This is a genomic window from Streptococcus oralis Uo5 (assembly GCF_000253155.1).
Classification (GTDB): domain Bacteria; phylum Bacillota; class Bacilli; order Lactobacillales; family Streptococcaceae; genus Streptococcus; species Streptococcus oralis_L.
Window position 1 is genome coordinate 649,983 of the sequence record NC_015291.1, and the last position, 13,242, is coordinate 663,224.

Genomic DNA, 13,242 nt, shown 5'->3' on the forward strand with positions numbered 1-13,242 from the left:
TATGAATGATAAAGTAAAACTTTTTGTCTTGGCAGGGGTCATTCTCCTAGCCATAACCGGTTTCTATTTTCTATTGATGCGAAATGCAGGGCAGACAGATAGCTCGCAAATTGAGAAAGCATCAGTTAGTCAAGGAGGAAAAACAGTGAAAAAAACAGAAGTGAGTAAAGACGCAGACTTGCACGAAATTTATCTAGCTGGAGGTTGTTTCTGGGGAGTGGAGGAATACTTCTCACGCGTGCCTGGAGTGACAGATGCCGTTTCAGGCTATGCGAACGGTAGAGGGGAAACAACCAAGTACGAATTGATCAATCAAACAGGTCATGCGGAGACTGTCCATGTCACCTATGATGCCAATCAAATTTCCCTCAAGGAAATTCTGCTTCATTACTTCCGCATTATCAATCCAACCAGCAAAAATAAACAAGGAAATGATGTAGGGACTCAGTACCGTACCGGCGTTTATTACACAGATGACAAGGATTTGGAAGTAATCAATCAAGTCTTTGATGAGGTGGCTAAGAAATACGACCAACCTTTGGCAGTTGAAAAGGAAAACTTGAAGAATTTTGTGGTGGCGGAGGATTACCACCAAGACTATCTCAAGAAAAATCCAAATGGCTACTGTCATATCAATGTTAATCAGGCTGCCTATCCCGTCATTGATGCCAGCAAATATCCTAAACCAAGTGATGAGGAGTTGAAGAAGACCTTGTCGCCTGAGGAGTATGCCGTTACCCAGAAAAATCAAACAGAACGAGCTTTTTCAAACCGCTACTGGGATAAATTTGAATCCGGTATCTATGTGGATGTCGCAACTGGTGAACCCCTCTTTTCATCAAAGGACAAGTTTGAGTCTGGTTGTGGCTGGCCTAGTTTCACTCAACCAATCAGTCCAGATGTTGCTACCTACAAGGAAGATAAGTCCTACAATATGACGCGCATGGAAGTGAGAAGCCGAGTTGGAGATTCTCACCTTGGTCATGTCTTTACAGATGGGCCTCAGGACAAGGGTGGCTTACGCTACTGTATCAATAGTCTCTCTATCCGCTTTATTCCCAAAGACCAAATGGCAGAAAAAGGCTATGCCTATTTATTAGATTATGTCGATTAAGAAGTCTTTCCTAAGCAGTTAGAGGAGAATTTTGCTATACTGATACTAGTAAGTGGTAAAGGAGCAGAGCATGACCTACACAATCTTAATCGTAGAAGATGAGTATCTGGTAAGACAAGGCTTGACCAAGCTGGTCAATGTAGCAGCCTACGATATGGAAATCATCGGTCAGGCTGAAAATGGAAGACAGGCTTGGGACTTGATTCAAAAGCAGGTGCCAGATATCATTTTAACCGATATCAACATGCCTCAGCTAAATGGCATCCAGTTGGCCAGGCTGGTCCGAGAAACCTATCCCCAGGTGCATCTGGTATTTTTGACGGGTTACGATGATTTTGATTATGCTTTGTCTGCTGTCAAACTCGGTGTAGATGACTACTTGCTCAAGCCCTTTTCTCGTCAGGATATTGAGGAAATGTTGGGGAAAATCAAGCAAAAACTAGACAAGGAAGAAAAGGAAGAGCAGTTACAAGATTTACTGACCGATAAGTTTGAAGGAAACCTGGCCCAGAAAATCCAGTCTCATCTGGCTGATAGTCAATTTAGTTTAAAGTCTTTGGCCAGTGACCTAGGTTTTAGTCCGACTTATTTGAGTTCCTTAATTAAGAAAGAGTTGGGGCTGCCTTTTCAGGATTATCTGGTGAGAGAGCGTGTCAAACAAGCCAAGCTCTTGCTTCTGACCACGGATTTAAAGATTTATGAGATAGCCGAAAAGGTTGGTTTTGAAGATATGAACTACTTTACTCAACGTTTTAAACAGATTGCAGGTGTGACGCCTCGTCAGTTTAAGAAGGGAGAAGGTCGATGAAGCGTTCTTCTCTTTTAGTCAGAATGGTTATTTCTATCTTTCTGGTCTTTCTCATTCTCCTAGCTGTGGTTGGGACTTTCTACTATCAATCGAGTTCATCAGCCATTGAGTATACGATTGAGGGTAATAGCCAAACGACCATTAGCCAAACTAGCCACTTTATTCAGTCTTATATCAAAAAATTAGAAACCACCTCTACCAGTTTGACCCAGCAGAAGGATGTCTTAGCCTATGCTGAGAATCCTAACCAAGACCAGGTCAAAGGAATCCGAGATCTGTTTTTGACTATCTTAAAGGCAGATCAGGACTTGAAAACGGTGGTACTGGTCACTAAATCCGGTCAGGTTATTTCCACAGATGACAGTGTGCAGATGAAAACCTCCTCAGATATGATGGCTGAGGATTGGTACCAAAAGGCTATCCATCAGGGAGCTAAGCCAGTTTTGACACCAGCTCGTAAATCAGATAGTCAGTGGGTTATTTCTGTCACTCAGGAACTTGTTGATGCAAAGGGAGCCAATCTTGGTGTGCTTCGCTTGGATATTTCCTATGAAACTCTGGAAGCCTATCTCAACCAACTCCAGTTGGGCCAGCAGGGCTTTGCCTTTATCATCAATGAGAAGCATGAATTTGTCTACCATCCTGAACGTACTGTCTATAGCTCAGCGAGTGAAATGGAGGCCATGAAACCCTACATTGAGACGGGACAGGGCTATACGCTGGACCATCAATCCTACGTTAGTCAGGAACAGATTGCAGGGACTGATTGGACGGTTATAGGCGTGTCTTCGTTGGAGAAGTTAGACCAGGTTCGGAGCCAACTCATGTGGACCTTTCTTGCTGCTAGTGCCTTATCTCTTCTTGCCTGTATCTGCTTGGTGTGGTTCAGTCTTAAACGCTGGATTGCTCCTCTGAATGACTTGAGAGAAACCATGCTGGAAATTGCTTCTGGTGCTCAAAATCTGCGTGCCAAAGAAACTGGTGCCTATGAACTGAGAGAAGTGACTCGCCAGTTTAATGCCATGTTGGATCAGATTGATCAGCTGATGGCAGCTATTCGCAGGCAGGAAGAAGCGACCCGTCAGTATGAACTTCAAGCCCTGTCGAGCCAGATTAATCCGCATTTTCTCTATAACACCTTGGATACTATCATCTGGATGGCTGAATTTCAGGATAGTCAGCGAGTGGTTCAGGTGACCAAGTCTTTGGCAACCTATTTCCGCTTGGCGCTCAATCAAGGAAAGGATTTGATTTCTCTTTCTGATGAAATCAATCATGTCCGCCAGTACCTCTTTATCCAGAAGCAACGCTATGGGGATAAGTTGGAGTATGAAATTGCTGAAGATCCTGACTTTGATAATTTAGTCTTGCCTAAACTGGTGCTGCAACCCCTTGTAGAAAATGCCCTTTATCACGGTATCAAGGAGAAAGATGGACAGGGACATATTAAAGTTTCCGTCCAGAAAAAGGATTCAGGGCTTGTCATCCGCATTGAGGATGATGGTGTTGGTTTCCAAGCCGCTGGCGATAGTAGTCAAAGTCAGCTCAAACGTGGGGGAGTTGGTCTTCAAAATGTCAACCAACGACTCAAACTTCATTTTGGAGACAATTACCAGATGAAGATCAATTCTGCACCCGAAAAAGGGACGACAGTTGAAATATGCATCAATAAAATTGAAACTAGCTAACTCCCAGTTCACTCTGGGAGTTTTACTTTTAAAAATCAGAATGATTAGTTGGCCTTGATAAAATCAGTAAAAAAAGATATGATAGATAGTGACAAAAGAGGTATCAAGTATGAAGGAAAAAGACATTCAAAAAGCAACAAGCCAGATTGTAGAAGATGTAATAGACAAGGCCAATTTGAAGCAAGGAGCTATCTTTGTTTTGGGCCTTTCTTCTAGTGAGGTGATGGGTGGTCAGATTGGCAAGAAATCCAGTCAAGAAATTGGGGAAATCATCGTGAAAACCATCCTAGATATCCTAGAGGAAAAAGGAATTCATCTAGCTGTTCAAGGTTGTGAACATGTTAATCGTGCCCTCGTCGTTGAACGTCAGCTGGCAGAGCAGTTTGGTCTGGAAGTCGTTAGCGTCCTTCCGACTCTTCATGCAGGAGGTTCAGGTCAGTTGGCAGCCTTCAAGTTTATGCAGGATCCAGTTGAGGTCGAATTTATCAAGGCCCATGCTGGATTGGATATCGGAGATACTGCGATTGGCATGCATGTCAAGCATGTTCAGGTTCCGATTCGCCCCGTACTGCGTGAAATTGGGCATGCCCATGTAACGGCTCTAGTTAGTCGTCCAAAATTAATCGGAGGTGCGCGTGCGCATTATCCGCAAGATTCTATTAGAAAGTCGTAAAATCATTCTGTAGCAACAGAAGAAAAGCAAAAGACAGAGGAAACAATGGTATAGATACCATGACTTCCTCTGTTCTTTTTTGTTGAACTTTTGTGTAAAGTGCTCCAAATAAGACCAATTTTTAAAAGAAGAAGGGGTGCTATCTGATGGAGAATTGTCAAAAAGTAGAAAAAAAACTTAGAGAAGATTTTTCCGTTATAGAAATCAGTAAACAAAGCTGGATTTAGCTGTTCTAGGTCGGCTATTTTGTGCTATACTTAAGATATGCATAGAAAAACAGTGATTGATTTTAGGGCTTTGGGGGAGAGATACACCTTCACTCAGCCTATCAAAGAGTTAAAAACGAGAGATTTATCAGAAGTGGCGGACTTGCTGGCACAGGTGGAGAGCTACCAAGAGCAAGGTTATTATGTGGTGGGCTATGTCAGTTACGAGGCTGCACCTGCATTTGAGGAGAAATTAGCAGTTCATAAAGCTCCTTTACTGGCAGAGTATCTGCTATATTTTACCGTTCACGATAGGGTGGAAACATCCCCTATTCCTCTGACTTATGAGGAAGTAGATCTGCCTTCAAAGTGGCAGGAAGAAACATCTGCAGAGAACTATGAAAAGGCTATTGCCCAGATTCACCATCATTTGCGTCAGGGAGACACCTATCAGGTCAACTACACCGTCCAACTCAAGCAGGACTTAAGTGCCAATCCTTTTGCCATCTACAATCGTATGGTGGTAGAGCAGGAGGCGGGCTACAATGCTTATGTAGAACATGACGAGATGGCAGTGATTTCTATGAGCCCAGAGCTCTTTTTTGAGCAAAATAACCGAGAATTAACGACTCGTCCAATGAAGGGAACAACCCAGCGGGGAGTGACTGACCAAGAAGACCTTGCCCAAGCTAGTTGGCTAGAACAGGATCCTAAAAATCGGTCTGAAAATATGATGATTGTCGACCTCTTGCGCAACGATATGAACCGTATTTCTGAAGTGGGCAGTGAGCATGTGGAGCGTCTGTGCCAAGTGGAGCAGTATTCGACCGTTTGGCAGATGACTTCGACCATCAAGAGTCAGTTACGACCGGATGTTGACCTAGTTGAAATCTTCCGTTCGCTCTTTCCATGTGGATCCATCACAGGAGCACCGAAAATTGCGACTATGGAAATCATCAAGGACTTGGAGCCTCAACCACGCGGAGTCTACTGCGGAACGATTGCTCTCTTGCTTCCAAATGGGCGACGGATTTTTAATGTCGCCATTCGAACCATTCAACTTCACAAGGGTCAAGCAATCTATGGAGTTGGCGGAGGGATTACTTGGGATAGCACTTGGGAATCTGAATACCATGAAGTTCATCAAAAGGCGGCTGTTCTCTATCGTAAACAAGCTCGTTTCAAACTGATTACTACTGGGAAAATCAACCAAAAACAACTGCTTTTTGAAAATCAACATCTGGGAAGACTGACAAAGGCTAGTCGTTATTTTTCCTATCCTTTTAATCCGGAAGACCTGAGACAAAAGATAGAGGAAGAGTGTCAAGCTTGTGATTCCCACCAAGACTACCGTTTGCGAATAATCCTCAGCAAATCTGGAGAGATAGAACTCAGTCGCCAACTCTTAGCACCCCTCAGTCCAAGTTTCTGCAAAGCTAAACTTTGTCTGCAAGAAGCAGATTTGAATCAAGCGTTTACCTACTTTAAAACAACTCATAGACCGCATTTAAATCTAGATAAACAAGAAATCATTTACCATAATGCAGCAGGAGAATTGCTTGAGACCTCTATTGGAAATTTGGTCTTAAAAATTAATGGTAAACTCTACACACCGCCTATCAGACTTGGAATTTTGCCAGGAATTTACCGTCAGCATTTGCTAGAAACAGGACAGGTAGAGGAAAAAGTCTTGACTGTGCCAGACTTGGAGCAAGCGGAAACTATCTATGGCTGTAACGCGGTCAGAGGCTTGTATGAGTTGGAAGTGATATAATTATAAATTTTTTAATTAATTTTTAGATTTATTTGTTAATATTTAATATTTGATTTGAAAGCAAAATTAAATATATGGTATACTATAAGTATAAATCATTAAAAATAATGGAGATTTTTATGAAAAAATCAAAAAAAATTTTAGTAACCAGCTTAGCAACTGCAACACTGGGACTTATTTCATTTGCGGATACAACTGGAGACTTTCCTTTTTCGGCTCAGCATGTTTCTGCTCAAGAAAAGGATGCATCTAAAAATGGTAAGGTTGTAAAAGAGAATACAACTTCGGCGTCAAATCCTGCTGAGAAATCAAAAACACCAGCGCAAAATCCTGCTGAGAAACCGAAAACGCCAGCGCAAAATCCTGCTGAGAAACAAAAAACACCAGCACCGAAACCAGAACCAAAACCAGCGCCGAAACCCGCTGAGAAACCGAAAACGCCAGCTCAAAAACCTGCTGAGAAACCTAAAAATACAAGTCCTAAAGAGGATAAGTCCAAATCTACAGCTCAGTCTGGTTGGGTAGGCTCATCGTACTATGAAAATGGTACTAAAGTTACTAATAAGTGGATTTTTGATAAAAAAGCTAATTCTTATTTCTATCTAAATGCTTCGGGAAACTATGTCCAAAATGCTTGGGTAGGCAATTACTATCTTAAATCAGATGGTAAAATGGCTAAGAGTGAATGGATTTATGACAAAAACTATGGATCCTATTATTATCTAACCGCAGAAGGTAGCTACGCTCGCAACAAATGGGTAGGTAATTACTATCTAAAATCAGACGGTAAGATGGCCAAAAATGAATGGGTAGATGGTGGTCGTTATTATGTAGGAGACGATGGTGTGTGGCAACCAAAACCAGCTGAGAAACCGAAAACGCCAGCTCAAAAACCTGCTGAGAAACCGAAAACACCAGCACCGAAACCCGCTGAGAAACCGAAAACACCAGCACAAAAACCTGCTGAGAAACCAAAAACACCAGCACCAAAACCGGCTGAAAAAGCTAAAGAAACAACTCCTAAACAGGATAAATCACAATCTAAAGTTCAGTCTGGCTGGGTAGGAAATTACTACCTCAAATCAGATGGAAAGAGAGCTAAAAATGAATGGGTAGATGGTGGTCGTTATTATGTTGATTCTGATGGAAAAATGGTTAAAAGTGACTGGATTTATGATAAAAACTATGATTCATATTATTATCTAACAGCAGAAGGAAGCTCTGCTCGCAATAAATGGGTAGGTAAATATTATCTCAAATCAGATGGAAAGATGGCCAAGAATGAATGGGTAGATGGTGGCCGTTACTATGTCGATTCTGATGGTTATATGGTGACGAATAAATGGGTAGATGGTGGCCGTTACTATGTAGGATACGATGGTGTGCGGCAACCAAAACCGGCAGATGGGAACCCGTACAATGCTGCTTTAAGTAAAGCGAAAAGCTATAATTCGTCTTTACATATGTCAAAAAAAGCTCTCTATGACCAATTAACGTGGCATGGTTTTTCAAGTTCAGCAGTGCAGTATGCCATCGATCACTTGAATGCAGATTACAAAGCAAATGCCTTAATTCGAGCAAGAGAATACCGAAAGAAGACCAATTTATCAAAGACAAAAATTTATGAGAGGCTAACTTCTCCTTGGATTGGACAATTTACAAAAGAAGAAGCCAACTACGCCATTCAAAAACTAGGTGATAAATAGTTATTAATTGTTATATGTAACTTTTATCATGCAAAGCTTTGCATAGTAAAAATCTTTTTGTTATACTATATCTGTAAGCATTTTCAATTAAAAAGGAGAAGACGATGAGTCAAAAGATTATAGGGATTGACCTTGGTGGAACATCTATCAAGTTTGCGATTTTAACTCAAGAGGGAGAAATCCAAGAAAAATGGTCTATCAAGACCAATATTTTGGACGAGGGAAGCCATATCGTAGATGATATGATTGAGTCTATTCAACATCGTTTGGACTTGCTTGGATTGTCTGCTACAGATTTCCGAGGTATTGGAATGGGATCACCTGGTGTGGTTGACCGTGAAAAAGGGACTGTTATCGGTGCCTACAACCTAAACTGGAAAACCCTTCAACCAATTAAAGAAAAGATTGAAAAAGCCTTGGGGATTCCGTTCTTCATTGACAATGATGCCAACGTAGCTGCTCTTGGTGAGCGCTGGATGGGTGCTGGTGACAACCAACCAGACGTTGTCTTTATGACACTTGGTACAGGTGTTGGTGGTGGTATCGTGGCAGAAGGCAAATTACTTCACGGTGTTGCTGGTGCGGCAGGAGAACTTGGTCACATCACTGTTGACTTTGACCAACCAATCGCATGTACTTGCGGTAAGAAGGGCTGTTTGGAGACAGTAGCTTCAGCAACAGGGATTGTCAACTTGACTCGTCGATATGCAGATGAATACGAGGGCGATGCGGCCTTGAAACGCTTGATCGACGATGGAGAAGAAGTAACTGCCAAAACTGTTTTTGACTTGGCAAAAGAGGGAGACGACCTTGCCTTGATCGTTTACCGTAACTTCTCACGTTACTTGGGAATCGCTTGTGCCAACATCGGCTCAATCCTCAACCCTTCAACAATCGTTATCGGTGGTGGGGTGTCAGCTGCGGGAGAATTCCTTCTACAAGGTGTTCAAAAGGTTTATGACGAAAATACCTTCCCACAAGTACGCACAACAACTAAACTAGCTCTTGCAACTCTAGGAAATGACGCTGGAGTTATTGGAGCAGCATCACTTGTATTGCAATAAGATAATAAAAGGAGAAAAACACTACTTTAAAGCCAGTGATTTTCCTCCTTTCTTTTTTTATGCTATACTAGTTAGGACAATAAATGAGGTGAGAGTAAATGACAAAAGCAGATACGATTTTTAAAGAAAATATTGAACGAATCCTCAAAGACGGTGTCTTTTCAGAGCAAGCTCGTCCCAAGTACAAGGATGGGACTGTTGCCAACTCCAAGTACGTAACGGGTTCCTTTGCCGAGTATGATTTATCTAAGGGCGAATTTCCCATCACAACCTTGCGCCCGATTGCCATCAAATCTGCCATCAAGGAAGTGCTCTGGATTTACCAAGACCAGTCTAATAGCTTAGAGGTGCTCAATGACAAGTACAATGTTCACTACTGGAATGACTGGGAAGTAGGAGATACGGGAACCATTGGTGAGCGCTATGGGGCAGTCGTTAAGAAACACGATATCATCAATAAGATACTTAAGCAGTTGGAAGAAAACCCTTGGAACCGTCGAAATATCATCTCGCTCTGGGATTATGAGGCTTTTGAGGCAACTGATGGCCTTCTTCCATGTGCTTTCCAGACTATGTTTGATGTCCGTCGGGTTGATGGGGATATCTATCTGGATGCGACTTTGACCCAGCGCTCGAATGACATGCTAGTTGCTCACCACATCAATGCTATGCAGTATGTGGCTCTTCAGATGATGATTGCCAAGCATTTTGGATGGAAGGTTGGGAAGTTCTTCTACTTCATCAATAACCTCCATATCTATGATAACCAGTTTGAACAAGCAGAGGAATTGCTTCGTCGTAAGCCGTCAAACTGCCAACCTCGTTTGGTTTTAAATGTTCCAGATGGGACCAATTTCTTTGATATCAAAGCGGAGGACTTTGAGTTAGTTGACTATGATCCGGTTAAGCCACAGCTGAAGTTTGATCTAGCTATTTAATACTCTTCGAAAATCTCTTCAAACCATGTCAGCGTTGCCTTACCGTAGATATGGTTACTGACTTCGTCAGTTCTATCCACAACCTCAAAACAGTGTTTTGAGCTGACTTCGTCAGTTTTATCTACAACCTCAAAGCAGTGCTTTGAGCAACCTGCGGCTAGCTTCCTAGTTTGGTCTTTGATTTTCATTGAGTATAAAAGAAAATAAAAAGAAGTTGAGAAATCTCAACTTCTTTTGTTGCTTAATGTGATACGCGGCGGCGAGCTGCTTTTTTGCGGTTTTCTTCGATGAAAGCTGCTTTTTGCTCTTCTGGCTCAATCACTTTCTTTTTAATTGCGTATACTGCACCTGCAACGGCAGCGACAGTTCCTGCGACACCTGTTACAAGACCTTTAGCGAATCCTTTAGCCATGAGTCTTCCTCCTTTATCTTCCCGATCAGCCAGGCTCCTCAAGTGGTAGCATTTTTCTGACTGACCTTTTTGTGATATAATAATAGTAACGAAAAAATGGAAATTTTTCAAGGAAAAAAGATGAAAACAAAAATAATTGTGATTGTTGGACCGACTGCTGTTGGGAAGACAGCCCTTGCTATCGAAGTGGCCAAGCGCTTTGGTGGCGAGGTGGTCAGTGGTGACAGTCAGCAAGTATACAGAGGGTTGGATATTGGTACGGCCAAGGCTAGTCCAGAGGAGCAAGCAGCTGTTCCTCATCATTTGATTGATGTCAGAGAGGTGACCGAGTCTTACTCGGCTTTTGATTTTGTTTCAGAAGCTAAAAAGGCTATTGAGGATATTCAAAGCCGTGGCAAGCTAGCCATTATTGCTGGTGGAACAGGGCTTTATATCCAAAGCTTGCTGGAAGGCTACCATCTAGGTGGGGAAACACCTCATGAGGAGATTGTTGCCTATCGGGCTAGTTTGGATCCTTATTCAGATGAGGAATTAGCCCATCTCGTGAAGCAAGCAGGCCTTGAAATTCCCCAGTTTAACCGTCGTCGTGCCATGCGTGCCTTGGAAATTGTCCATTTTGGTCAGGATTTGGAAAATCAAGAAAGTCCTTATGAACCACTGATTATCTGCTTGGATGATGAGCGCAGTCAACTCTATGAGCGTATCAACCATCGCGTGGACCTCATGTTTGAGGCTGGACTTTTGGATGAGGCCAAGTGGCTTTTTGACCATTATCCAGATGTGCAGGCAGCCAAAGGCATTGGCTACAAGGAACTCTTTCCTTATTTCCGTGGGGAGCAAACTCTTGAGGAAGCAAGCGAGAGTCTCAAACAGGCGACCCGCCGTTTTGCTAAGCGTCAGTTGACCTGGTTCCGTAATCGCATGCAGGTCACCTTTTATCAGATAGGAGAGTCTGGTGTGCAAGACCGTATTTTAAGCCAGATTGAGGAGTTTTTAGATGATTGAAACGGAGAAAAAAGAAGAACGTGTCCTGCTAATTGGTGTGGAATTACAGGGCATGGACAATTTTGACCTCTCCATGGAAGAGTTGGCCAGTCTGGCTAAGACAGCTGGAGCAGTCGTAGTCGATAGTTATAGACAAAAACGGGAAAAATATAATTCCAAGACCTTTGTCGGCTCTGGTAAGTTGGAAGAAATTGCTCGAATGGTGGATGCTGAGGAAATTACTACTGTCATCGTCAATAATCGCTTGACTCCACGGCAGAATGTTAATCTAGAAGAAGTTCTGGGTGTCAAGGTCATTGACCGTATGCAGTTGATTTTGGATATCTTTGCCATGCGGGCTCGTAGCCACGAAGGGAAACTCCAAGTTCACCTTGCCCAACTCAAATACCTCTTACCTCGCTTGGTTGGTCAGGGAATTATGCTTAGCCGTCAGGCAGGGGGAATTGGTTCCCGGGGTCCAGGTGAAAGCCAGCTGGAACTGAACCGTCGTAGTGTTCGCAACCAAATCACAGATATCGAGCGCCAGCTTAAGGTGGTTGAGAAAAATCGGGCGACAGTCAGAGAAAAACGTCTGGAGTCGAGTACCTTTAAGATTGGTTTGATTGGCTACACCAATGCTGGGAAATCAACCATCATGAACACCTTAACCAGTAAGATCCAGTACGAAGCAGACGAACTCTTTGCGACTCTGGATGCGACGACTAAGAGTATCCATCTTGGAGGCAATCTACAGGTTACCTTGACTGATACTGTTGGGTTTATCCAAGATTTGCCGACTGAATTGGTGTCCAGTTTCAAGTCAACCTTGGAAGAAAGCAAGCATGTGGATCTCCTGGTCCATGTCATCGATGCCAGTAATCCATATCACGAGGAGCATGAAAAAACGGTTCTGTCTATCATGAAAGATTTGGACATGGAAGATATTCCTCATTTGACCCTTTATAATAAAGCGGATTTGGTGGAGGATTTCACGCCTACCCAAACACCTTATGCCCTCATTTCTGCCAAGTCTAAGGATAGTCGTGAGAATTTGCAAGCATTATTGCTAGATAAGATTAAGGAAATTTTTGAAGCCTTTACTCTACGCGTGCCTTTTTCAAAGTCCTACAGGATTCATGATTTAGAAAGTGTTGCGATTCTGGAAGAACGCGATTATCAGGAGGACGGTGAAGTCATTACAGGCTACATTTCCGAGAAAAATAAATGGAGGTTAGAGGAATTTTATGACTGATATCAAACAGTTGGCTCTAAAATATGGGGGCTATACAAGTCTGGATAAGGTCTATCTGGGTCAGCTTCTAGCTGGCAAAACAGAGCAGGAGCAGTTAGCTCTCATCACACCTCCTCCGAGTGTAGTCAATGCCTACTTTGCTGAACTCTACCAGAAAAAGAGTCCTGAAGCTGCGACGGATTATTTTTCAGAACTCAGTCAGGAACTAAATCTCTACAATGTTGAACCAAGTTTCACCTTTGAAAATAAGCCTTTTATTCGTCTGAACCTGTCGGGTAAATCTTTTGGATTTTGCTATGAGAGTGAGGGACTGGGGCGGATCTTCTCTGAAAATGAAGAGGAAATCTCGGATGACTTGCTTTTTGAGATTGCGCAAATTTTCCCTCATCAACTCGTCTTTGAAGAATCTGGAAAGATTTACATGAAGGATGCTGGAGTTGAGGAAGTTGTTAGCGTGAAGAATCTCACAGCTTTGACTGATTTAGAAAGTTTAGCAGATGGTCGCAAGCGTCTCAAAGGCTACAGCCAAGAGGATTTACTGCAAGAAGCTGTTGCTTTTTCTGGCAGTCGCTATTTCCGATCGGAAAATCGCACAGCTATGTTATATATTGATTAATTAGAAA

12 protein-coding genes are annotated in these 13,242 nt (G+C 42.6%); 11 read left to right on the plus strand and 1 reads right to left on the minus strand.

Annotated features, from left to right (window positions below):
- Window position 1 precedes the first annotated feature (1 nt).
- The 8 genes from msrB to SOR_RS03380 all read left to right on the plus strand — a co-directional run bounded on the left by msrB (window position 2) and on the right by SOR_RS03380 (window position 9,971).
- Window positions 2-1,114 carry a peptide-methionine (R)-S-oxide reductase MsrB gene (msrB, locus tag SOR_RS03345; RefSeq protein WP_000998582.1) on the plus strand — a complete coding sequence of 371 codons (1,113 nt, stop codon included), beginning with the start codon at window positions 2-4 and terminating at the stop codon, window positions 1,112-1,114.
- 70 nt (window positions 1,115-1,184) lie between these two features.
- Entirely contained in the window at window positions 1,185-1,922 is a 738-nt protein-coding gene (locus SOR_RS03350; RefSeq protein WP_000222602.1) for a response regulator transcription factor, read from the plus strand.
- Complete coding sequence (locus SOR_RS03355; protein WP_000831106.1) at window positions 1,919-3,610, plus strand: cache domain-containing sensor histidine kinase; 1,692 nt, start codon at window positions 1,919-1,921, stop codon at window positions 3,608-3,610. Before SOR_RS03350 ends, SOR_RS03355 begins: the two co-directional genes overlap by 4 nt.
- Before the next feature lie 109 nt (window positions 3,611-3,719).
- The gene (locus tag SOR_RS03360; RefSeq protein WP_000659496.1) at window positions 3,720-4,283 is read left to right on the plus strand and encodes a TIGR01440 family protein; all 564 of its coding nucleotides are present in this window, start codon (window positions 3,720-3,722) and stop codon (window positions 4,281-4,283) included.
- Window positions 4,284-4,547: 264 nt separating this feature from the next.
- Window positions 4,548-6,263, plus strand: coding sequence for an aminodeoxychorismate synthase component I (pabB, locus tag SOR_RS03365; protein ID WP_013670191.1), 1,716 nt, complete (start codon window positions 4,548-4,550; stop codon window positions 6,261-6,263).
- A gap of 119 nt (window positions 6,264-6,382) precedes the next feature.
- Window positions 6,383-7,969, plus strand: coding sequence for an Ltp family lipoprotein (locus tag SOR_RS03370; protein WP_000748601.1), 1,587 nt, complete (start codon window positions 6,383-6,385; stop codon window positions 7,967-7,969).
- A gap of 104 nt (window positions 7,970-8,073) precedes the next feature.
- Window positions 8,074-9,033, plus strand: coding sequence for an ROK family glucokinase (locus tag SOR_RS03375; RefSeq protein ID WP_000078549.1), 960 nt, complete (start codon window positions 8,074-8,076; stop codon window positions 9,031-9,033).
- A 98-nt stretch (window positions 9,034-9,131) separates the two neighbouring features.
- Complete coding sequence (locus SOR_RS03380) at window positions 9,132-9,971, plus strand: thymidylate synthase (protein ID WP_000158629.1); 840 nt, start codon at window positions 9,132-9,134, stop codon at window positions 9,969-9,971.
- A gap of 241 nt (window positions 9,972-10,212) precedes the next feature.
- Here the strand turns inward: SOR_RS03380 and SOR_RS03390 are convergent, their stop codons facing one another.
- Window positions 10,213-10,383, minus strand: coding sequence for a DUF3042 family protein (locus SOR_RS03390; RefSeq protein ID WP_001051782.1), 171 nt, complete (start codon window positions 10,381-10,383; stop codon window positions 10,213-10,215).
- A 120-nt stretch (window positions 10,384-10,503) separates the two neighbouring features.
- On the opposite strand from SOR_RS03390, the gene miaA reads away from it, so the two are divergent.
- Genes miaA through SOR_RS03405 form a run of 3 tightly spaced genes read left to right on the plus strand, consistent with a single transcriptional unit; the run spans window position 10,504 to window position 13,235 of the window.
- A complete protein-coding gene (gene miaA, locus SOR_RS03395; protein WP_000850166.1) occupies window positions 10,504-11,388 on the plus strand; it encodes a tRNA (adenosine(37)-N6)-dimethylallyltransferase MiaA in 885 nt (294 codons plus the stop codon).
- A complete protein-coding gene (gene hflX, locus SOR_RS03400) occupies window positions 11,381-12,619 on the plus strand; it encodes a GTPase HflX (RefSeq protein ID WP_000573179.1) in 1,239 nt (412 codons plus the stop codon). The genes miaA and hflX overlap by 8 nt, the downstream gene beginning before the upstream one ends.
- Window positions 12,612-13,235 carry a hypothetical protein gene (locus SOR_RS03405; RefSeq protein ID WP_000129680.1) on the plus strand — a complete coding sequence of 208 codons (624 nt, stop codon included), beginning with the start codon at window positions 12,612-12,614 and terminating at the stop codon, window positions 13,233-13,235. The genes hflX and SOR_RS03405 overlap by 8 nt, the downstream gene beginning before the upstream one ends.
- The last annotated feature ends 7 nt before the right edge of the window (window positions 13,236-13,242 follow it).